The organism is Pseudomonas sp. LTJR-52 (assembly GCF_003691465.1).
In the GTDB taxonomy this organism is placed as follows: Bacteria; Pseudomonadota; Gammaproteobacteria; order Pseudomonadales; family Pseudomonadaceae; genus Chryseomonas; species Chryseomonas luteola.
The window spans coordinates 677,496-699,421 of record NZ_CP033105.1 but is presented as its reverse complement, the minus strand read 5'-3'; the positions used below and the strand labels follow the sequence as shown (position 1 = coordinate 699,421).

Sequence of the window (21,926 nt, the reverse complement as noted above, 5' to 3'; positions counted from 1 at the left end):
GGAAACCGGAATGACCGATTCTACACCGAATGCCTTTACCGACTTTCACCTGCAGCCCCTTGGTGGGCAATGGCGCAAGGGTCGCGCAGACAAAACGCTAATGGTCAGTGATCCGTTCAACGGCGAAATCCTAGTCAACATTTCCCAGGCGAACCGGGATGATCTTGACGAGGCCTATCAAAAAGCAGCACAGGCACAACAGGAATGGGCCGCCCAAGGACCTTCTGTACGTGCAGCCGTTCTGCTCAAGGTGGTCGAGATTTTCGATCGCCGCCGCGAAGAGATTATCGACTGGATCATTCGGGAATCCGGCAGCACTCGCTTGAAGGCTCAGATTGAGTGGAGCTCAGCACGCAGTATTACCCTGGAAGCGGCTTCATTCCCCAAACGTGTACACGGACGTATCGTCGAGTCTGACGTGCCAGGCAAGGAAAGCCGCGTTTATCGCTCGCCTATTGGCGTCATCGGTGTGATAAGCCCATGGAATTTTCCGCTCCATCTGACTCAACGCAGCCTGGCACCTGCATTGGCGCTAGGCAATGCAGTGGTGATCAAACCGGCCAGCGATACGCCGATCTGCGGAGGTCTGTTGCTGGCTCGTATTTTCGAGGAAGCCGGCCTTCCCTCTGGTGTCCTCAGTGTTGTTGTAGGGGCGGGTAGTGAGATTGGTGACGCTTTTGTTGAACATCCGATTCCAGGGCTCATCACCTTTACAGGCTCCACACCCGTTGGCCAGAACATTGCGCGTCTAGCGGGAGGAGGCAAGTATCTCAAACATGTTGCCTTAGAACTGGGCGGGAACAGCCCCTTCGTCGTTATGGCAGACGCAGACCTGAATCAGGCCGTTAATGCAGCAGTCATGGGTAAATTTTTACATCAAGGTCAGATCTGCATGGCGGTCAACCGCATTATCGTTGAGGAAGATGTCTATGATGACTTTGCTGCACGTTTTGTAGAGCGCGTCAGACAACTCAAGGTAGGCGACCCTTCGCGTGCAGAAACGGTCATTGGTCCGATTATCAACAAGCGCCAGTTGGAAGGGCTTCAACAGAAAGTCGAACAGGCCCGCCAGGAAGGTGCCAAAGTGCTGCTTGAGGGCAATGTCGATGGACAGCTTTTGTCACCTTATGTGTTTGGCGAAGTGACACGCGACATGGATATTGCACGCAATGAAATTTTCGGCCCGCTCGTTGGACTTCTACGTGCCCGAGACGAAGCCCATGCCCTTGAGTTGGCAAACGACAGCGAATTCGGCCTTTCCAGCGCCGTCTTCAGCGGCAATACAGATCGAGCTGTACGGTTTGCCAGGCAAATCAAGGCTGGCATGACGCATGTGAATGATATCTCCGTCAGTGATGAGACCAATGCGCCCTTTGGAGGTGAAAAGAACTCCGGGATTGGTCGGTTCAATGGCGATTGGGCGATTGACGAATTCACGACTGACCATTGGATCACCGTCCAGCACATCCCGCGTCACTATCCCTTCTGATCAGTAGGCCGGTCATGCCACCATGACCGTCCTCTTTCAATATCAAAACTTTTTGATGCTTCTCTTGCAGCTGGTCTCGGCGGCCACTAGACTGCGCACCCATGAACCATTTGCGCGTGCCTACATTTCGCCATGATGACTGCGACGAGCTGGCCGCGTTGTGCAAGGCGGGCGGTGATCCGCTGCGCCTGAATGTGTTACGTGCCTTGGCGAACGATTCGTTTGGTGTACTGGAGCTGGCTCATATCTTCGATACTGGGCAATCCGGGATGAGCCATCACCTGAAGGTACTGTCACAGGCGCGACTGGTGGCGACACGCCGGGAAGGCAACGCGATCTTTTACCGTCGCGCCCTGCCCCGGCTGGACACCCTGGGTGGCGCGCTGCACGCAGCGCTGCTGGCAGAGGTGGACGGGTTGCAGTTGCCAGCTGAAGCGCAGGCACGTATTGAGGCTGTACATGCTCAGCGGGCCGAGGCCAGCCGGGATTTTTTCGCCAGGATGGCGGACAAGTTTCAGGCGCAGCAGGATTTGATTGCCGGATTGCCTCAGTATCAGGAGAGCCTTCTGGCCCTGCTGGACACGATGGCTTTTTCGCCAGTGGCAACAGCGATCGAGATCGGGCCTGGAGATGGAGGGTTTCTGCCCGAACTGGCAAGACGCTTCACGTCGGTCACGGCGATTGATAACAGCCCAGCCATGCTGGAGCTAGCGTGTCAGCGATGTGAGCGCGAGCAATTGAACAATGTATCACTGGTATTGGCCGATGCCCTGGACAATGCCTTACTGAGCGCCGATTGCGTGGTCTTGAACATGGTGCTGCATCATTTTGCGGCACCCGCTGAAGCCATGAAATATCTGGCGGACTGGGTCCGTCCCGGTGGCAGTTTATTGATTACAGAGTTGTGCAGCCACGACCAGAGTTGGGCCCGGACGGCCTGCGGCGATCTCTGGCTCGGGTTCGATCAGGAGGAATTGGCCCGTTGGGCCGTTGCCGCAGGACTTGTGCCAGGCGAAAGCCTCTATATAGGTTTACGTAATGGCTTCCAGATCCAGATCAGGCATTTCGCCCGTCCTGGTTCGTAGACGATGCATAGGGTGGGCAGCTTGTCTGTCCAATCCGCAAGAGTGACTGTTTTAGACATGGCCTTCGGGCCGCCTCACCCACCGGTATATAGGAACCGTTAGATGAGCGAATACTCCCTGTTTACCTCCGAGTCCGTGTCTGAAGGACATCCGGATAAAATCGCCGACCAGATCTCCGATGCGGTGCTCGACGCCATCATCGCAGAAGACAAACACGCCCGTGTAGCCTGTGAAACGCTGGTCAAGACCGGTGTAGCCATTGTTGCCGGTGAAGTGACCACCTCCGCCTGGGTAGACCTTGAGCAGCTGGTTCGCGATGTCATCGTCGATATCGGTTACAACAGCTCCGACGTCGGCTTTGATGGCGCTACCTGCGGTATCGTCAACATTATCGGCAAGCAGTCCGTGGACATCGCCCAAGGTGTTGACCGCAGCAAGCCGGAAGACCAGGGTGCAGGTGATCAGGGCCTGATGTTCGGTTATGCCTGTAACGAAACCGACGTGCTGATGCCTGCTCCGATCCGCTTCTCCCACGCACTGGTTGAGCGCCAGGCCGAAGCTCGCAAGTCAGGCCTGCTACCTTGGCTGCGTCCGGATGCCAAGTCCCAAGTGACCTGCCGTTACGATGGCAACAAGGTTGTAGGTATCGACGCAATCGTCCTGTCTACCCAGCACAACCCCGAGGTCAAGCACACCGACCTGCAGGAAGCTGTGATGGAGCTGATCATCAAGCACGTCATTCCGGCTGAACTGCTGCACAAGGACACCAAGTTCCACATCAACCCGACTGGCCAGTTCATCATTGGCGGCCCAGTGGGTGACTGTGGCCTGACCGGCCGCAAGATCATCGTGGACACCTACGGCGGCATGGCCCGTCATGGCGGCGGCGCGTTCTCCGGCAAAGACCCGTCCAAGGTTGACCGTTCCGCGGCATACGCGGGTCGTTATGTTGCCAAGAACATCGTGGCCGCCGGCCTGGCTGACCGCTGCGAGATTCAGGTGTCCTACGCCATTGGCGTGGCTCAACCGACGTCCATCTCGATCAACACCTTTGGCACTGGCAAGGTGAGCGACGAGAAGATCATTCAGCTGGTTCGCGAGCATTTCGACCTGCGTCCCTACGCAATCACCAAAATGCTTGATCTGCTGCACCCGATGTATCGTGCTACAGCGGCTTACGGCCACTTCGGCCGTACTCCCTATGAGATGACTGTGGGTGAAGATACGTTCACTGCATTCACCTGGGAGAAGACAGACAAGGCTGAAGCGCTGCGCGCGGCGGCTGGCCTGTAAGGCCGCAACCGACAAGAAAAACCCCGCCTGGTGCGGGGTTTTTCTTGTGCCTATTCGAGGCCGGACATCATCTGGATTGCACGGCGTAGATCATCGTCCGTACAGTCAGAACAGGCACCTTTGGGCGGCATGGCGTTTACACCTTTGATGGCGTTGTGCAGCAGGCCATCCATTCCCCCTTTCTGGCTCGCCAGAACCTCCCAGCTGGCTTTGTCACCTATTTTGGGCGCTCCCAGGAGCCCCAACTTCTGCAACTGCGGTCGATGACCTAAGCGGGATCTTTTCCGGCAGGCTTTTGCTCATGGCTTCCCTTACCGGACTCTGCAAGGCAGTCCTGTCCTTGAATACAAACCTTGCCCACCGGCGCCAGCCGCTTCTCCAGGGCGTCTCTGTCTACCTGTTCGGCCTGTGCAGAGAACGTCCAGATCAAGGCATAAAGGCATATACCAGGATGCCTCGGGCGTTCATACCAGGTTTTTTGAGCACTGCTAGAAGTTGGCCGGAGTCGTGGCGCTGATCAAGCGCGCCGGCTCATCAAATGGATTACGGAAGCGATGCGGGCGGCTGCTTTCAAAATAATAACTATCGCCTGATTCAAGCAGGTAGGTTTCTCCACCAACCGTAAGCTCCAGGCGGCCTTCGATCAGCAGTCCTGCTTCCTCCCCCTCATGAGCCAGCATATCCATGCCAGTGTCGGAGCCTGGCGGGTAGGTCTCGTCGAGAAAGGCAATGGCGCGGCTGGGATGTGCCTTGCCGATCAACCGCATACTGACGGTATTGGCGCCACTGGAAATGTCGATCAGCTCGCTGGCCTTGTATACCACTTGAGTAGCGGACTCGTCCGCCAAGTCCAGGGAAAAGAACTCCACCAGGGACATGGGAATGCCGCTCAGGACTTTTTTCAACGAGCTGATGGAAGGACTGACACTGTTCTTCTCGATCATCGAGATGGTGCTGTTCGTCACACCGGCCCGCTTGGCGAGTTCACGTTGTGAGAGACCTTTGAGTTTGCGAATGGTTTGTAGACGAGCACCGACGTCCAAGGGGGGTATCCTCCTTCTCATGACAGACAGGCAGAGGTGAACGGCAGGCGCCGCAGAGCGCCGGGCGCGCCGTATCATGGCAATAGCGTTCAGTATTTACAACAGAACGATGGAAAATCCTGCGCAACCCGACGAGCGCGGTGTTTTAACGGTTATTCACCCATGTATTGGCGTGGAACCCGTTTCAGGTTGCAAAACAGCTGATAGGGGATCGAGCCACAGAGACCGGCCAGCTGACTGGCGGATACTTGCCTACCCCAAAGCTCTACCTGACTTCCCACCCCCGCCTGCGGCAGGTCCGTGAGATCAACCGTCAGCATGTCCATCGATACGCGACCGACAAGACGAGAGGCATGGCCATCAATCATGACAGGAGCGCCATCAGGCGCGTGCCGTGGATAACCATCCGCGTAGCCCATGGCGACTACACCAATACGGGAGGGCTGGCGGGTAACAAAGCGTGCGCCATACCCAACCGGCTCACCAGGCGGTAGCTCACGCACACTGATGATCCGCGACTCCAGTGTCATGACCGGCTGCAGCTGATCGGCCACAGGCTGTTCGGTTTCAAAAGGCGTAGCACCGTACAGCATGATGCCAGGGCGAACCCAGTCACTGGGCACTTCTGGCCAACCGAGCACGGCAGGCGAGTTCCGCAGACTGGTTGCGCCTTCCAGGCCGGCCGTAGCCCGCTGAAAGGTCTTGAGCTGACCGATAGTGGCTGAGCAATCCAGCTCATCGGCACGGGCGAAGTGCGTCATTTTCACAACCTCGTCAACCTTGCCCGTCGCCTTGATCCGCTTATAGGCTGCTGCGTAATCCTCAGGAAAGAACCCTACCCGGTGCATGCCGGAGTCCAGCTTCAGCCAGACCTGGATAAGGCCTGATAGAGCCGTACGTTCAAGCGCCTCGATTTGCCAGGGCGAATGGATGACGCACCACAGATTGTGGCGAGCGATCAATTCCAGCTCGCTGGCTTCGAAAAAACCTTCCAGCAGAAGTATCGGTGCCTTGATACCGGCTTCGCGCAGCTCCAGCGCTTCTTCGATACAGGCAACCGCGAAACCATCCGCCTCATTCATCAGCGCCTGCGCACATCGAACAGCACCATGTCCGTAGGCATCCGCCTTGACAACAGCCAGCGCCCTTGCCCCGTTACTGAGCTCACGAGCAAGCCGATAGTTCTGGCGTAAGGCGTTAAGGTCGATCAAGGCACGGGCGGGGCGCATGGTTATCTCTCAGAAAACAGGCGGGTAATGAAAAGACAGGACGTATAAAAAACCCGGCAGGCGCCGGGCTCTTTGGTTCTTTACGGTAGCGCAGCAACCACACTCATTTCGACCAGAATTTCCGGTTCACAGAGTTTGGCTTCCACAGTTGCCCGGGCAGGCGCTACACCCTCAGGCAGCCATTCGTCCCAGACACTGTTCATGCCGGCAAAGTGGGCGTCGATATCTTTCAGATAAACCGTAACAGACAGAATATGGTGAGTGTCCGTACCGGCTTCCTTGAGTAGACGCTCGATATTGGCCAGGGTCTCACGAGTCTGTTGTTCCACACCGGAGTTCAGGTCTTCACCGACCTGACCGGCCAGATAAACAGTACCGTTGTGAACAACGATTTCACTCATGCGGCGATTAGTGTGCAGGCGCTGGATGGCCATTCTTACGGGTCTCCTTGGAGTCGCTGTAGCGAGAAATATCAAGGCCTTCGGCGCTGATCTGTGGACGTTTCCTACCGATGACATCCGCCAGGAAACGTCCGGAGCCGCAGGCCATGGTCCAGCCCAGTGTACCGTGACCGGTGTTCAGAAACAGGTTGCGATAACGGGTAGCGCCTACGATCGGAGTACCATCCGGTGTGGTGGGCCGTAGTCCGGTCCAGAAAGTTGCCGCCTGCAGATCCCCTCCCTGCGGGTACAGATCGTTTACGATCATTTCCAGGGTCTCGCGGCGGCGGGGATTAAGCGAAAGGTCATAACCCGATATTTCCGCCATGCCACCTACACGGATACGGTTATCGAAACGCGTCAGCGCCACTTTGTAGGTTTCATCAAGAATCGTGGACGTAGGGGCCATATCGCCATTAGTAATCGGCACGGTAAGCGAATACCCCTTGAGCGGGTATACCGGAGCCTTGATGCCAATGGGTGCCAACAGCTGAGGTGAGTAGCTACCCAATGCCAGGACATAGTGATCGGCTGTTATCAGCTGACCGTCAATCCAGACGCCATTGAGACGATCTCCTACCGCTTCGAGCCGTTCGATCTTCTGACCAAAGCGGAATTCCACACCCAACTGACGCGCCAGCTCGGCGAGGCGATTGGTAAAGAGAAAGCAGTCACCTGTCTGGTCATTCGGCAACCGCAGCGCACCAGCCAGCTTGTCCTTGACATGGGCGAGCGCAGGCTCGGCGCGGGCGATACCGTCGCGATCCAGCAGCTCATAGGGTACGCCGGAACGTTCCAGCACAGCGATATCCTTGGCAGCGGCATCGACCTGCTGCTGCGTTCGGAATACCTGAGTCGTCCCTAACTGGCGTCCTTCGTAGGCAATACCCGTTTCGGCACGCAGCTCATCCAGACAGTCGCGACTGTACTCGGACAACCGCACCATGCGTTCCTTGTTGATCGCATAGCGCTCGGCCGTGCAGTTGCGCAGCATCTGAGCCATCCAGAGGTACTGATGAATATCGCCGGTCGGCCTGATCGCCAGAGGCGCATGCTGAGTCACCAGCCATTTGATGGCCTTGAGGGGCACGCCAGGAGCCGCCCACGGCGAGGCATAGCCAGGAGATACCTGACCTGCGTTGGCAAAGCTGGTTTCCAGCGCAGGGCCTTCCTGACGGTCCACCACCACCACTTCAAAACCGGCCCGCGCCAGGTAATAGGCACTGACGGTACCGATTACACCACTGCCAAGCACCAGTACTCGCATAACTGTGTCTCCTCGCCGCGAAGAATCGCCTACGTTTCATAAAATCTGAGGCAGATATGAAAAGTATAAAAAGCCTTAAGCAGTGGTATTCACTGAATGAAAGGCTATATTTGGTGTAATTCTTCGGTTAAGACACTATTTTTGGAGACGCCCAGGTATGCGAACCCAGCACCAAGCGAGACGCGAGCTCGACAAGATCGATCGTAACATCCTGCGTATCCTGCAGGAGGACGGCCGCATCTCGTTCACCGAGCTGGGCGAGCGAGTCGGCCTGTCCACGACACCCTGCACCGAGCGGGTACGCCGGCTGGAGCGGGAAGGCGTGATACTGGGCTACTCGGCGCGCCTGAATCCGCAGCATCTCAAGGCCAGCCTGCTGGTCTTCGTCGAGATCAGTCTAGATTATAAATCGGGTGATATCTTTGAGGAGTTCCGCCGCTCCGTCCTGAAGCTGCCTCACGTTCTGGAGTGTCATCTGGTTTCCGGCGCATTCGACTATCTGGTCAAGGCGCGCATTTCAGAGATGGCGTCCTATCGTAAGCTTTTGGGTGACATCCTGCTCAAACTGCCCCATGTGCGGGAGTCGAAAAGCTATATCGTGATGGAAGAGGTCAAGGAGTCCCTGACGCTTCCCGTACCGGACTGAGCCAGGTCTGCACTTCCCTGGCTTGGCGCAGGCGCCTACAAACGTTTATTGTCCGACCTCAACGCTTCGCCAGGATTGTCTTTCATGGATGCAACGACCCATTCATCCACTGACCCACACGCACATGCTTCGTCTTACTACGCGGCAACGGTTAACCGAGCGCTGCAGTTCGCCCCGCTCAAGGGTGAGATTCGGGCAGATGTCTGCGTAGTAGGTGGCGGGCTCTCCGGGCTCAATACGGCTATTGAGCTAGCAGAACGTGGGTACTCGGTTGTACTGCTAGAGGCCCACCGGATCGGCTGGGGTGCTAGCGGGCGTAACGGCGGACAGCTGATCCGAGGCGTTGGCCATGATGTTGAGCAGTTTCGCCCAGTCGTTGGGGATGAGGGCGTACAGGCATTCAAGCAGATGGGGTTTGAAGCGGTAAACCTGGTACGCCAACGTATCGAGCGCTACGGCATCGAATGCGACCTTACCTGGGGTTACTGCGACCTGGCCCTGAAACCGCGTCACCTGGAAGATTTCCAGGCCGAACTGGAGGAGTTGCATCAACTAGGCTATCCCCATGCGGTTCAGCTCGTTGCACGCGACAGAATCCGCTCCGTAGTGGGTTCGGAGCGGTACCTGGGTGCGCTCATAGACTCCGGCTCCGGTCACCTGCACCCGTTGAACCTTGCCTTGGGCGAGGCCGCCGCCGCCCAGTCACTGGGGGTGCGTCTGTATGAGCAATCTGCGGTCACTCACATCGAGTATGGGTCGGAAGTATGCGTTCACACTGCGCGAGGTCAGGTGCGAGCCGAAACGCTGGTCCTCTGTTGCAACGCCTATCTCCAGGATCTGGAACCGGCCCTCTCCGGGAAGGTGCTTCCGGCAGGCAGCTACATCGTTGCAACTGAGCCACTTCCCGAAGCATTGGCCGAGGAAATCCTGCCCCATAATCGAGCCGCGTGCGATCAGCAGATTACTGTCGATTATTTTCGACTCTCACGTGATCGCCGATTGTTGTTCGGAGGCGCCTGCCACTACTCAGGCCGTGACCCCAAGGACATAGCAGGCTACATGCGCCCCAAAATGCTGAAGGTGTTTCCTCAACTCGATCGGGTCACCATCGATTTTCAGTGGGGCGGCATGATTGGAATCGGGGCCAACCGGCTTCCACAAATCGGCCGTCTCAAGGATCATCCCAACGTTTTTTATGCCCAAGCTTATGCCGGCCATGGGCTGAACGCCACGCACTTGGCAGGCCATTTGCTCGCGGAAGCCATTGCTGCCCAGTCGACAGGGTTCGACCTGTTCAACAGCGTTCCTCACGCCACGTTTCCAGGAGGGCAACGCTTCCGCTCTCCCCTGCTTGCCTTGGGTATGCTCTGGTATCGCCTGAAAGATGCCTTTCACTAAAAAGCCGCGGCAGTTACCCGGCGCGGCTTTTTGAACGCAAAGCGTTTACAGACCAGTATTCAGGCTGGTTGCTTCGTCTGCGCCAATGTGGATGTTCATGCATTGAACCGCTGCGCCTGCGGCACCCTTGCCCAGATTATCCAGACGAGCCACCAGGGTCAGACGCTCCTCATTGCCGAACACGAACAGGTCGGCGCGGTTGGTATCGTTGCAGCCCTGTACATCGAAGAATCCCTCGTCAAGATTGCCGGCATCCTCAACCGGCATGACGCGAATGAACTGCTCGCCCGCGTAATGCCTGGCGTATGCCGCCTGGATCGCCTCGGCATTGGCGCCCTGGGCCAGGTGCTTGACATGCAGAGGAATCGTCACGGCAAGCCCCTTCAGGAAACTGCCCACAATTGGACTGAATACGGGCGCCTCATCAATACGACTCTGCACCTGCATCTCAGGGAGGTGCTTATGTTCCTGGGTCATGCCGTATGGCCGTGGACTGGCCAGCTTGGGCTCATTCCCAGCCTCGTAATCGGCAATCATCTTCTTGCCACCACCGCTGTACCCCGTGAGGGAAAAAGCCGACAGTGGATAATCAGGCGGTAGAAGGCCAGCCTCCACCAGAGGGCGAACCAGCAGGATAAATGCCGTGGCGTGGCAGCCGGGATTGGCAATGCGCTTGCTGGTACGGATTTTTTCACGCTGCCCAGCGGCCAGCTCAGGCAGACCATAGGTCCAGCTGCTATCGGTACGAAACGCCGTGCTTGCATCGATGATGCAGGTGTTGGGGTTATCCACCAGCGCCACGGCTTCGCGAGACGCAGCATCGGGCAGACACAGAAAGGCTACATCCGCTGCGTTGAGGAAACGAGCACGCTCGGCTGGATCCTTACGCTTGTCATCGGCGATACGTAGCAGCTCGATGTCATCGCGGCCGGACAGATAATCGAGCAGACGCAACCCTGTGGTGCCTTCCTGCCCGTCAACGAATACTTTGAACGTCATGACTTGCCCTCATGCAAAACGCGCCGGCCAGGCGTTGTATGAAACGGACCTAACAGCCGCAATGGAACATGCATTGTAGCCAGACCCTACTGTTTGACGCAGCCCTATTGCCAAACAGTTATCGGCCTGATGATCGGATCAGCATGCTTCATTGCCCTGCTGGGTGCGCTTTTTACCGGTACAGCAGGCTGCGTCACGAGGCTGTATCTCCTTCATTTCAACGTGTTGTGTCTGGAGAACAGTGGTGGTTGAAGCCACAGTAAAATGCCGTCCTGAACCTGGATATTGCCATGCGACACCTGCCTGCGCTGCCCTCTCTCAGATCAATCCATTTGTCTGTTCATGGTTGTCATTGGCTGGCACGCTGTGCCCTGGGTGTATTACGCGCCGTCTACTGTATGCTGCAGAAATGGCAGCAGAACGCCAAAACGCGAAGACAGCTGGCTTTTTTGAACGACCGTGAACTAGCGGACATCGGTCTGACCAAAACTGAGCAACAATGCGAGCTGAACAAGCCGTTCTGGCGCTAGTCTTGTAAGGACGGTACATACCGCGCCTTATTGTTCAGGAGAGATTCATGACCCGTTTGCACCTGCTGGGCGCTGCTGCCCTGCTCAGCCTGTCCACTGCTGCGTCAGCATCCAGTTTCTTTGTGACCACCGACATGATCGTCGACGCCATTGATGCGACGTCCGACGCCACATCCGGTATCACCCATTCCATTCGTGACGACAAGATCGTCCTGGCTGCACGTGACGATGCCGCCAGCTTTGTGGCCACCGAAGGCGGCATTCGCGGCGTACGCCTGGAAGCGGCCCTGGATCGTATCCGTGCCCTGCAACCGCAGCTCGAGGCAAGCGACGCTCAACTGGCCCAGGCCATTCTCACGTTGTAAGTCCATCGGAACGGCACCTCTGGTATCAGCGGTGCCGTTCCGTTAGCCTTGGCCTGTAGTTTTTCTTGAAAGAGTTACCCTACCTGCCTATGCGCCTGCGTTATCTGTTCATTCTAGGCATTGCCGTTACGACCACGCCCGCCTTCGCGTTCGATCCCACTACAGGATTTATTGTTCGCAGCCTCTATGTCACCAGCAAGGTGACGTCCGCTCCGTTCGATAACAAAGTAGTACGTGACGCACGTGACGATGCGGCATTATTTGTTGCCAGCGGCGGGGCTCAGCGTAGCGTTGAGCTTGAATCCGCCTTACGTTGGCTGCGTTCACATAATCCAACGCTGACCGCCAGCGATGAGGAACTGGCTGAGGCCATCCTCGCTCAATAAGCTGCTTTACCGTTCCGTTCAGGAGATTTTCCATGCGTCGTTCCTTATTTCTTGCAGCCGCGCTAGTTCTGGGTACGTCCAGCGCCGCGCACGCTCATACCGTTGTGGCGACCAGCAACATCATCGTGCGTGCGCTGGATCGCAGTATCGATTTCACTTCCGATACCACGACCTCCATCCGTGACATGAAAGTGGTGCAGGAAGCCCGTGGCGATGCGGCCAGCTTCGTTGCATCCGATGGAGACATCCGAGGCGCTCAATTGGAAGCGGCCTTCATGACCCTGCGTGAGCGTCTGCCGGAAGCACGCCAGGCCAGTGATATCGAACTTGCCCAGGCGATCCTTGCACTGTGAAACCTGCCCTTCGCCGAGCGCTCCTAGGAAAGCTCGGCCGCCTCGCCAGACCAAGCCTTCTCTGCACCGCGTTTATCGCCTGGCTAGGGGCCGGTAACGCTCACGCGGCGCTGAGCCTGCATCTGGACGACCACTCATTGTCGCCAGAGCAGGCCCAGGCCACCCAGCAGTTACTCAACGAGGCACTAGGCAAGCTGCCTCCCCGCTTCAAGCAAGCATTGGATGAGGATATCTCCGTCCGTTGGAGCCAGGACCTTGAGTCGCAGGCATACGGTCGCGCAGACCGTCGCACCCTGCTGCTCAATGAGCGCCTGCTACCGGCATTGACCGACGGCAGCGATGCTCATATTCAAACCGGTCGCCCCCATGGCACCCAGCGAGAAGAAATGCTGGCGACCGTTCTGCATGAGCTTACTCATTTTTATGACCGGGAGCGGGCCTGGACTCCAGCTGAGCGCAAGGAAATAATCGCTTGTAGTACCCTGGCCTCCTCGACCAAATCTGCTGACCTGCCTATCCATTGCCAGGGCCAGGCCGGTCGCCGCTACACCTTGTCCGATGATCCCCGCCTGCTGGATCTGGCTGGCTGGCAGGTCAAGGTCAAAAAGCATGGCGCCCGCGAGAGTCGCAACAATTTCATTGCACGCAGCCCCGATATCTATGAGGTGACCAACCCTCGTGAGTTCGTGGCAGTGAACATGGAGTACTTCCTGCTGGATCCCAGCTACGCTTGCCGTCGCCCGGCCCTGGCGCGCTATTTCACCGAGCACTTTGGTTGGTCTCCTCCTCACGATACCTGCTCCAGCAAACTACCCTATCTGAACGCGGGCAGTGACTTTGGCAAGACCCCGCTAGGCTGGCTTGATCCTGAGCGCGTCTACGAGGTGGACTATCTGTTCGCCGAGGGTAACGAGCATGTCATGAGCCGCTGGGGACACAGCATGCTGCGCCTTGTCGTGTGCGCCCCCGGACGTCCGCGTGGCCCCGACTGTCGCCTGGACTTGCAGGAGCATCTTGTGCTGTCGTTCCGGGCCTTCGTCAACGATGTACAGATCTCCAATTGGGATGGCTTGACCGGTTCCTATCCTTCCCGGTTGTTCGTGCTTCCGCTGGCTCAGGTAGTCGAGGAATACACCAAGATCGAGCTGCGCGGCTTGCAATCCGTTCCGCTCAAACTCAGCCGCCAGGAAATTGCCGATCTCCTGGAGCGGACCGCTCAAACCCACTGGGGTTATGACGGGCATTATTACTTTGTCTCTAATAACTGTGCCGTCGAGACCTTCAAGCTCCTGCATGACAGCGTACCGCGTCTGCAACAGACTCCGCTCGACAGCATTACGCCAATCGGCCTGCTGGACGCCCTGCGGATAGAGAGCGTTGCCGATACCTCCGTATTGAACGATCAACGTGAAGCCTTGCGCCTGGGTTATCGATTCGACTCCTTCCGGGACCGCTTCCAATCCATGTTCAAGGTTGCTCGTGATCGGCTTAACCTACCTCAGCAGAAAGTCGAAGACTGGCTTGAGCTGGAGCCACGGCAGCGCCGCGAATGGTTCGACCGAGCCGACCTGCGTGCCAGTGCCGCGTTGCTGTTGCTGGAACAGGCGGCGCTCAGACGCGAGCTGCTCCGCGCCCAGAATGAGCTCAAGGATCGCTACCTGGGCCAAAATGGCGTTCAGGAGAAGGCTCGCTTCAGCAAGGCGGGCGATGCGCTGCAGCAACTGCTGGCCGATAGCGGCTACCTCAGCCGTCCGTCAGAGCTGCTGGGAGCAGGCGGCTACGGCCTTCCTCAGCCGGGCGAGTGGGAAAAGCTGACTGCCGAGAGTCAGCGTCGCCAAGCGCATCTGCTCAGCCTGCGCGAAACCCTCAATACGGAAGTGCGTTCTCTACTGGACAGCAAGATCCAAAACGGCCTTGATGACACCGAAGCCAACCTCAAGCATTTGGGTGATCACCTGAGAGCCTTGCACAAGGCTTCGGGAGGACTGGAGCTGCCATGAGGCAGCTCTCTATTTTTCGCGTCATTCACAAGTACTGGGAACTGCTAATATTGTCCGTGCCTTGATCTATAACGATAAGAAACCAACTGGCTGCGCCCTCTGTGACTACCATCCTTCTCGCTCTCTGGCCGCTGTTCGCCCTCATCGTGGCGGGGTACTGGATGCGCCAAAAAGGCTTTCCTGGCGACGCGTTCTGGCCCGCAGCGGACCGACTCAATTACTTCATTCTTTTTCCATCGCTTCTGTTCAATAATCTCGCTACAGCACCACTTGATGACCCCGCTCTGGCGCATCTGGCGCTGGCGGCCCTGGCGGGGCTGGGTGCTTTATGGATTGCCCTATTGCTTGCCAGACGTTTTTACCACTGGCCCGCCGAGCGGTTCGGCGTCATTGCCCAGGGCACCCTGCGCTTCAATACCTACCTGGGGCTAGCAACCGTAGGCAGTCTACTGGGCAAATCAGGCCTGGGGCAGGCTGCGTTACTTCTGGCCCTGATGGTGCCCACCGTAAATGTCATGTCGGTTTGGGCACTGAAAGCCGAGCGCAGCGCTCGCTTGGGTGAGTTGTTATTACCCGTCCTACGCAATCCCCTTATTCTGGCCTGCGCAGCAGGCGCGCTGGTGAATCTGCTGGGATGGGGGCTGCCCTTTGGCACTGATCGGCTACTGGGGCTTCTGGCAGCAACCAGCTTGCCTCTAGGACTTTTCTGCGTAGGCGCCGCCCTGAAACTTCAACAGATCGCCGGCGAATGGCGAGCCATTGGCACCATGACACTGTTCCGCCTGCTGGCATGCCCTCTCCTGGCAGGGTTGATCGCTTACCTTCTAGGCCTGCCACCTCATGAGAGGCTTCTGCTCGTTCTGTTTTTCTCGCTGCCTACCGCACCGACCGCTTATGCATTGACCCGCCAGCTGGGTGGGGACAGCGCGCTCATGGCAGGTGTGATCACATTGCAGACACTTGTGGCTGCGTTCACATTACCACTGGTGATTTCGCTGCTGGGGGGCAGCCTCCCGCAAGGTTCATGAAAGCTTGCCCGGTTAGGATCAATTATCCAAAGGGTTAATGGCCCACTTATGGCAATGCCATGACGTGCACCTGCGGTACTAACAAAAACAAAGGATTAACTCCATGATTCGCTTGTCCCCAGCAGCGGCCCCCGCCGCTCCATGCCTCTCCATACGCTACTCGTGAGCCCTGAATCGCGCTTCGGTCGTTTCTTCACCTTTCACGCGTAACCGTTGGAGTTTCCCATGTTGACATTCCTTGGCTTCGCCATGGTCGTGACCTTCATGTTCCTGATCATGACCAAGCGGCTCACCCCTCTCATTGCGCTTACTATGGTCCCGATTCTCTTTGCCGTACTGGCATGGGCGTTGGGTAATCACTTTGCCAGCCTTGGGCATATCCAGCTCAATTCGCTCGGCCCCATGATGCTGGATGGATTGCGCACACTGGCGCCTACTGGCGTGATGCTGCTGTTCGCCATCCTCTACTTCGCCATCATGATCGATACCGGCCTGTTCGATCCGGCAGTTCGCTGGATTCTGAAGCTGGTGAAAGGCGACCCGCTCAAGGTTGCCATCGGTACGGTCTTCCTGACCCTGGTGGTATCGCTCGACGGTGACGGTTCGACGACTTACATGATCTGCGTGGCAGCCATGTTCCCGCTGTACAAGCGTCTGGGTATGAATCCGCTGATCATGACGTGCCTGATGCTGCTGTCCAGTGGCGTCATGAACCTTACGCCTTGGGGTGGCCCGACGGCACGCGCAGCCAGTGCGCTGCACGTAGACCCGGCAGATGTTTTTGTCCCGATGATCCCTGCCATGCTGGCTAGTATTGTCTGGCTGTTTGTCCTGGCCTATCTCTATGGACGTCGTGAACGGGCGCGCCTGGGCATTCTGGAAATCCATGAAAGCGAAGGTGCCAAGGTTACCGTTTCTCAGTGCGAAGAAGCCCGCCGTCCTCATCTGCGCTGGTTCAACGGTCTTTTGACCCTGGCCCTAATGGCAGCGCTGGTCAAAGGCATTCTGCCCATGCCAGTGCTATTCATGATTGCCTTCGGCATCGCCATGACTATCAACTACCGTAATATTGATCTGCAAAAACAGCGTGTTGCCGCTCATGCGGAAAATGTTCTTGCGGTAGTTTCACTGATTTTCGCCGCCGGGATCTTCACAGGCATCCTGTCAGGCACCGGCATGGTGGACGCTATGTCCAAAAGCCTTTTGGCCGTTATTCCAGAAGCGCTTGGCCCGTATATGGCCGTCATCACTGCGCTAGTAAGCATGCCGTTTACCTTTTTCATCTCCAACGATGCGTTCTACTTTGGCGTACTGCCCGTATTGGCCGAAGCAGCTGGTCACTACGGTATCGCTCCAGTGGAAATTGCTCGTGCGTCCATCGTAGGCCAACCGGTGCATCTCCTAAGCCCATTGGTCCCTTCGACCTACCTGCTGGTGGGTTTGGCTAAAGTAGAGTTTGGCGATCATCAACGCTTTACTTTGAAGTGGGCAGTCGTGACATGTCTGGCTATGCTGGTAACAGCTTTGTTACTAGGTGTGTTTCCGCTGTTCAGTGGTGCCTGAACTAACGAAATTTTCACATTTACCTGATTAATTTTGTCGGTTTGTTTTCGGTACTCGTCGTACCGACGTTAATGAAGAGGAATTGGAATGGAGTGGCTGACAAGCCCGGAAATCTGGGTGGCTTTCTTTACCCTGACGGCCCTGGAAATCGTATTGGGTATCGACAACATCATCATGATCTCGATCCTGGTGAGCCGTATGCCCAAGGCGATGCAACCACGCACACGTTTCTTCGGCCTGGCACTGGCCATGGTGACACGGATCCTGCTGTTGCTCTCGATCACTTGGGTGATGCGCCTGACGGCCGATCTGTTCCATGTGTTTGGCCAAGGCATCTCCGGGCGCGACCTCATTCTGTTCTTTGGTGGCCTGTTCCTCCTGTACAAGAGCAGTACCGAGATCTATCACGGCCTGGAAGGTGAAGAGGAAGAAAGCGACGAGCCCAAGGGCAAGGGCGGCAGCTTTATCTCTACCATCGTCCAGATCGCGATCATCGACATCGTGTTCTCGCTGGACTCGGTCATTACGGCAGTGGGTATGGTGCAACATGTACCAGTGATGGTTGCGGCGATCATTGTTGCAGTACTGGTGATGATGCTGGCAGCGGGTGGTATCAGCAGCTTCATCGACAAGCACCCTAGCCTGAAGATGCTCGCACTGTCCTTCCTGATTGTAGTAGGTACTGTGCTGATCGCTGAGAGTTTTGAGATTCACGTACCCAAGGGCTATGTCTACTTCGCCATGGCGTTCTCGCTGGCAGTGGAAGCCATCAATATCCGCATGCGTACCGCAGCCGCCCGCAAGAAGGCCCAGCAAGGGCATCCTGTGAAACTGCGTAAGAATACGCCGTAAGCCCTACGGCAGTGAAAGCCCCGGTTTACCGGGGCTTTTTTATAGCTTCCTTTCACTAGGCATAAAAAAGCCCACCCGCCTTTCAGCGAGTGGGCTTTTCAGTCATGCGGTCGGGTTATTACACCTTGCTGCGCTCGTAACGCTTACGATCGTTTTCGTTGAGCAGCTTCTTGCGCAGACGAATCGACTTCGGGGTTACTTCAACCAACTCATCTTCAGCGATGAATTCCAGGGCCTGTTCAAGGGTGAACTTGATTGGCGGAACCAGGGCGATAACCTCGTCCTTGCCGGAAGCACGCATGTTGTCGAGCTTCTTGCCCTTGGTGGGGTTGAGCACGAGGTCGTTGTCACGGCTGTTGATACCACACAGCTGGCCTTCATAAATTTCATCACCAGGCGCGAGGAACAGCTTGCCGCGGCTCTGCAGAGTTTCCAGCGAGTACGTCAGTGCAGTACCGGTAGCCATGGACACCAGTACGCCGTTCTGGCGGTTGGTGACTTCACCCGCCTTGATCGGGCCATAGTGGCTGAAGGTCGAGGTCAGGATGCCAGTACCCGAGGTCAGAGTCAGGAAGTTGTTACGGAAACCGATCAGACCACGTGCCGGAATGGTGTACTCCAGACGAACACGGCCTTTTCCGTCAGGGATCATGTTGCTCAGATCGCCCTTACGCAGACCCATTTGCTCCATCACGGGGCCCTGATGCTGCTCTTCGATGTCGATAGTGACGTTCTCGTACGGCTCCTGCTTTTCGCCGTTTTCGTTCTCGATGATCACCACCTCTGGACGGCCTACCGCCAGTTCGAAGCCTTCACGGCGCATGTTCTCGATCAGTACCGACAGGTGCAGCTCACCACGGCCAGAAACCTTGAACTTTTCAGGAGATTCGCCCTGCTCAACACGCAGTGCCACGTTGTGCAGCAGCTCCTTGTCCAGACGGTCCTTGATGTTACGGCTGGTCACGAACTTGCCTTCTTTGCCAGCGAACGGCGAGTCATTGACCTGGAAGGTCATCGAAACGGTCGGCTGGTCAACGGTCAGCGGAGGCAGCGCCTCGACGGTCTGCTGGTCGCACAGGGTATCGGAAATGAACAGCTCGTCCATGCCGCTGACGCAAACGATGTCACCGGCCTGCGCCTCAGGAACCTCGACACGCTGCAGACCGTGGTGACCCATGATCTTCAGAATGCGGCCGTTACGCTTCTTGCCATCGGCACCGATAGCGGTTACCGGAGTGTTGGCCTTGATAGTACCGCGTGCGATACGGCCAATGCCGATCACGCCAAGGAAGCTGCTGTAGTCCAGCTGGGAGATCTGCATCTGGAACGGGCCGTTCACGTCGACCTGGGGAGCCGGTACGTGGTCAATGATGGCCTGGAACACGGCATCCATGTTGTCGTCCATCTTCTCGTAGTCCATGCCGGCAATGCCGTTCAGGGCGCTGGCGTAGACGATCGGGAAATCCAGCTGCTCATCAGTGGCGCCCAGGTTGTCGAACAGGTCGAAGATCTGGTCGATAACCCAATCAGGACGCGCGCCCGGACGGTCGATCTTGTTCACGATCACGATCGGACGCAGGCCCGCCTTGAACGCCTTCTGGGTCACGAAACGGGTCTGAGGCATGGGGCCGTCTTGCGCGTCCACAACCAGCAGTACGGAGTCAACCATCGACATTACACGCTCTACTTCACCGCCGAAGTCAGCGTGACCGGGTGTATCCACGATGTTGATATTATAGCCGTTCCACTTGATCGCCGTGTTCTTGGCCAGGATGGTAATACCACGCTCTCTTTCCTGGTCGTTGGAGTCCATGACGCGCTCGCCTTCGGCTTCCTTGCGGTCCAGCGTACCGGACAGCTTCAGCAGCTTGTCTACCAGCGTGGTCTTGCCATGGTCAACGTGGGCGATGATGGCGATATTACGAAGATTCTCGATCACTTTTTCAGTCTCGTTATCAAGTTGAGCCGGGCCGCAGCGGCTGATCACAGCAAGCCCGACACGACATTCAGCAAAATTCATTCAAGCCCAAAGGGCATTTAATCCAGAGAAACAAAGGCGCCAATGAGATCTGCGCCTACGAGCAGCCCGACAGGCCTGCCCTCAATCCCGGTCGGGAGGGCGATGGCGAATGCTGCCGCCAAACAGCCCGGGCTGTTTAGTCCGGGCGATAAACACGTACATTCGCATGCCCCTCATTGAGCAAATGATGAGCATGCAGGCGGCTCATGACACCTTTGTCACAGTAGAGAAGGTACTGGCGACTCTCGTCCAGTTCCTTGAATCGATTGCTCAGTGCAAAGAATGGCATAGCCTGCACTTCGACACCGTCCACGGCCAGAGGATCATCCTCCTGACTATCTGGGTGACGAATGTCGAGCACGATCTGACCAGGCAGCGCCTGGCTGACTTCCTCAACCTTCAAATCCTTGCCAAGCTCGTCGATCACCTTGTCGACTGTCATCATCGTAGCGCGCTCAAGGGCTGCGTCCAGGATGGCCATGTCGAATTTGGTTTCTTCGTGCTCGATACGGTAGCCCTTGGCCTTGGTCGTCGGGTTCACCGAAATCACGCCGCAGTACTCCGGCATGTGCTTGGCAAATGCCGCCGTGCCGATCTGTTCGGCCGTGTCGATGATGTCCTGCTTGTGACTGGCCAGCAGTGGACGCAGCACCAGCGTATCGGTGACACGGTCGATTACGGCCAGGTTGGGCAGGGTCTGGCTGGAAACCTGCGAGATCGCCTCGCCCGTGACCAGCGCATCGATGTCCAGGCGCTCAGCCATGCGGCTGGCTGCGCGCAGCATCATGCGCTTGAGGATGACGCCCATCTGGCTGTCATCCACCTTGGTCAGGATCTCGCCGACCACCTCTTCGAACGGCACGCTGATAAACAGCACGCGCTGGGAACGGCCGAATTTCTCCCACAGATAATGGGCAACCTCCATAACGCCCAATTCATGAGCACGCCCACCCAGATTGAAGAAGCAGAAATGACTGACCAGGCCGCGACGCATCATTTGGTAGGCGGCAACGGTTGAGTCGTAACCACCGGACATGAGCACCAGCACCTGTTCGAGAGCACCCAGTGGATACCCTCCCAGACCGTCGTGCTGCCGATCAATCACGAACAGGCGGTCATGGCGGATCTCGATGCGTGCAAGCACCTCGGGATCCTTGAGGGAAATCCCCGCACCGCCACAGCGCTGGCGCAGTCCGCCCCCGACGTAGCGCTCTACGTCCATGGAGCTGAAATCATGTTTGCCGGCCCGCTTGCAGCGCAAGGAGAATACCTTGCCGCGAATGCGCTCACCGAAATGCTGGATGCATTTGTCGAGAATATCTTCGAAGTCGCCCAGCGGGTATTCATGGACCTCCAGGAAATGACCGATCCCTGGCGTGCAGGTCAGGCGCTCGATCATCTCGCGCAGAACCTTCGGCTCGGTTTGCTGTGTTTCGACTTCCAGATTATCCCACTCACCCTCCACCGTCAGGTTCGGGTCCAGATCTCTCAAGACCACCCGGATATTCTTCGCCAGCTGGCGAATGAAACGCTTGCGCACCGGACGACTTTTGATAGTGATTTCCGGAAAGACTTTGACGATGAGCTTCATGAAATTTTAAAGAAGAGCGGAAACGACGAGAAAAGGTCGACAAGTATAGCTCAAACTGAAAGTTCTGACTTCCATTGGTCTAAATACATAAAAGCACCAATTTGGTGCTATAAAAAATATAAAGCACGCTTTTGGTGCTTAGTGGTCTATTCCAGAAGCACCATTAACGGCCAAGGCCTAGTGTTAGTGCGGCCTTGTCCATTACAGGGCACTGGCACGCTACTTGCTCCCTTGTGAGGCAGTAGCCCTTAGGCGAGGATAGGGCTCTTCTGAAAGCGCAACCGTTTTCAGAAGTGCCCTTGCTACGGGTACACCTGATCCTGGGAGTTACGCCAACCGCTCCCAGCCT

At 56.9% G+C, this 21,926-nt stretch carries 20 protein-coding genes and 1 pseudogene; 13 read left to right on the top strand and 8 right to left on the bottom strand.

What is annotated here, in order from left to right:
* Positions 1-10 precede the first annotated feature (10 nt).
* From EAW52_RS03230 to metK, 3 genes are all read left to right on the top strand, one after another.
* On the top strand, positions 11-1,489 hold the full coding sequence (locus EAW52_RS03230; RefSeq protein WP_122041387.1) for an aldehyde dehydrogenase family protein: 1,479 nt from the start codon (positions 11-13) through the stop codon (positions 1,487-1,489).
* A 101-nt stretch (positions 1,490-1,590) separates the two neighbouring features.
* Positions 1,591-2,574, top strand: a complete 984-nt coding sequence (locus tag EAW52_RS03225; protein WP_122041386.1) for a metalloregulator ArsR/SmtB family transcription factor — start codon at positions 1,591-1,593, stop codon at positions 2,572-2,574.
* A gap of 102 nt (positions 2,575-2,676) precedes the next feature.
* Positions 2,677-3,867, top strand: coding sequence for a methionine adenosyltransferase (gene metK, locus EAW52_RS03220; RefSeq protein ID WP_010796109.1), 1,191 nt, complete (start codon positions 2,677-2,679; stop codon positions 3,865-3,867).
* A gap of 50 nt (positions 3,868-3,917) precedes the next feature.
* Here the strand turns inward: metK and EAW52_RS26725 are convergent.
* From EAW52_RS26725 to dadA, 5 genes and pseudogenes are all read right to left on the bottom strand, one after another.
* Positions 3,918-4,312, bottom strand: a pseudogene (locus tag EAW52_RS26725) (cytochrome c5 family protein).
* Between the two features lie 43 nt (positions 4,313-4,355).
* Positions 4,356-4,910, bottom strand: coding sequence for a cupin domain-containing protein (locus EAW52_RS03210; RefSeq protein ID WP_019367313.1), 555 nt, complete (start codon positions 4,908-4,910; stop codon positions 4,356-4,358).
* A 152-nt stretch (positions 4,911-5,062) separates the two neighbouring features.
* Positions 5,063-6,139 carry an alanine racemase gene (gene alr, locus EAW52_RS03205; protein WP_122041385.1) on the bottom strand — a complete coding sequence of 359 codons (1,077 nt, stop codon included), beginning with the start codon at positions 6,137-6,139 and terminating at the stop codon, positions 5,063-5,065.
* 80 nt (positions 6,140-6,219) lie between these two features.
* Positions 6,220-6,573 (bottom strand): RidA family protein, encoded by a 354-nt coding sequence (locus EAW52_RS03200; protein WP_010796113.1) that lies wholly within the window; start codon positions 6,571-6,573, stop codon positions 6,220-6,222.
* Positions 6,548-7,846, bottom strand: coding sequence for a D-amino acid dehydrogenase (gene dadA / locus EAW52_RS03195; protein WP_074827111.1), 1,299 nt, complete (start codon positions 7,844-7,846; stop codon positions 6,548-6,550). The genes EAW52_RS03200 and dadA overlap by 26 nt, the downstream gene beginning before the upstream one ends.
* A gap of 157 nt (positions 7,847-8,003) precedes the next feature.
* On the opposite strand from dadA, the gene EAW52_RS03190 reads away from it, so the two are divergent.
* Complete coding sequence (locus tag EAW52_RS03190) at positions 8,004-8,492, top strand: AsnC family transcriptional regulator (RefSeq protein WP_010796115.1); 489 nt, start codon at positions 8,004-8,006, stop codon at positions 8,490-8,492.
* An 84-nt stretch (positions 8,493-8,576) separates the two neighbouring features.
* Positions 8,577-9,890, top strand: coding sequence for an FAD-binding oxidoreductase (locus EAW52_RS03185; protein ID WP_122041384.1), 1,314 nt, complete (start codon positions 8,577-8,579; stop codon positions 9,888-9,890).
* A gap of 45 nt (positions 9,891-9,935) precedes the next feature.
* On the opposite strand, the gene argC is transcribed toward EAW52_RS03185, so the two are convergent.
* Positions 9,936-10,889: an N-acetyl-gamma-glutamyl-phosphate reductase gene (argC, locus tag EAW52_RS03180; protein WP_122041383.1), complete on the bottom strand. Its 954-nt coding sequence runs from the start codon at positions 10,887-10,889 to the stop codon at positions 9,936-9,938.
* 290 nt (positions 10,890-11,179) lie between these two features.
* Here argC and EAW52_RS03175 point away from each other — a divergent pair, with 290 nt between their 5' ends.
* The 8 genes from EAW52_RS03175 (at position 11,180) to EAW52_RS03140 (ending at position 17,966) form a co-directional block, all read left to right on the top strand.
* Entirely contained in the window at positions 11,180-11,419 is a 240-nt protein-coding gene (locus EAW52_RS03175; protein ID WP_019367308.1) for a DUF1127 domain-containing protein, read from the top strand.
* Positions 11,420-11,466: 47 nt separating this feature from the next.
* On the top strand, positions 11,467-11,784 hold the full coding sequence (locus EAW52_RS03170) for a DUF2388 domain-containing protein (RefSeq protein ID WP_010796119.1): 318 nt from the start codon (positions 11,467-11,469) through the stop codon (positions 11,782-11,784).
* A 95-nt stretch (positions 11,785-11,879) separates the two neighbouring features.
* Positions 11,880-12,170 carry a DUF2388 domain-containing protein gene (locus EAW52_RS03165; protein ID WP_372238900.1) on the top strand — a complete coding sequence of 97 codons (291 nt, stop codon included), beginning with the start codon at positions 11,880-11,882 and terminating at the stop codon, positions 12,168-12,170.
* A 32-nt stretch (positions 12,171-12,202) separates the two neighbouring features.
* Positions 12,203-12,523, top strand: coding sequence for a DUF2388 domain-containing protein (locus tag EAW52_RS03160; RefSeq protein WP_122041382.1), 321 nt, complete (start codon positions 12,203-12,205; stop codon positions 12,521-12,523).
* Positions 12,524-12,597: 74 nt separating this feature from the next.
* Entirely contained in the window at positions 12,598-14,523 is a 1,926-nt protein-coding gene (locus EAW52_RS03155; protein ID WP_162997750.1) for a DUF4105 domain-containing protein, read from the top strand.
* A 101-nt stretch (positions 14,524-14,624) separates the two neighbouring features.
* Entirely contained in the window at positions 14,625-15,551 is a 927-nt protein-coding gene (locus tag EAW52_RS03150; protein WP_122041380.1) for an AEC family transporter, read from the top strand.
* A 225-nt stretch (positions 15,552-15,776) separates the two neighbouring features.
* Positions 15,777-17,114 (top strand): CitMHS family transporter, encoded by a 1,338-nt coding sequence (locus tag EAW52_RS03145; RefSeq protein WP_019367303.1) that lies wholly within the window; start codon positions 15,777-15,779, stop codon positions 17,112-17,114.
* An 87-nt stretch (positions 17,115-17,201) separates the two neighbouring features.
* Positions 17,202-17,966, top strand: a complete 765-nt coding sequence (locus tag EAW52_RS03140; protein WP_010796125.1) for a TerC family protein — start codon at positions 17,202-17,204, stop codon at positions 17,964-17,966.
* A gap of 118 nt (positions 17,967-18,084) precedes the next feature.
* On the opposite strand, the gene typA is transcribed toward EAW52_RS03140, so the two are convergent.
* Together typA and thiI are read right to left on the bottom strand one after the other, a co-directional pair.
* Positions 18,085-19,905: a translational GTPase TypA gene (gene typA / locus EAW52_RS03135; RefSeq protein WP_026004159.1), complete on the bottom strand. Its 1,821-nt coding sequence runs from the start codon at positions 19,903-19,905 to the stop codon at positions 18,085-18,087.
* Between the two features lie 217 nt (positions 19,906-20,122).
* Entirely contained in the window at positions 20,123-21,577 is a 1,455-nt protein-coding gene (thiI, locus tag EAW52_RS03130; RefSeq protein ID WP_122041379.1) for a tRNA uracil 4-sulfurtransferase ThiI, read from the bottom strand.
* Between the last annotated feature and the right edge of the window lie 349 nt (positions 21,578-21,926).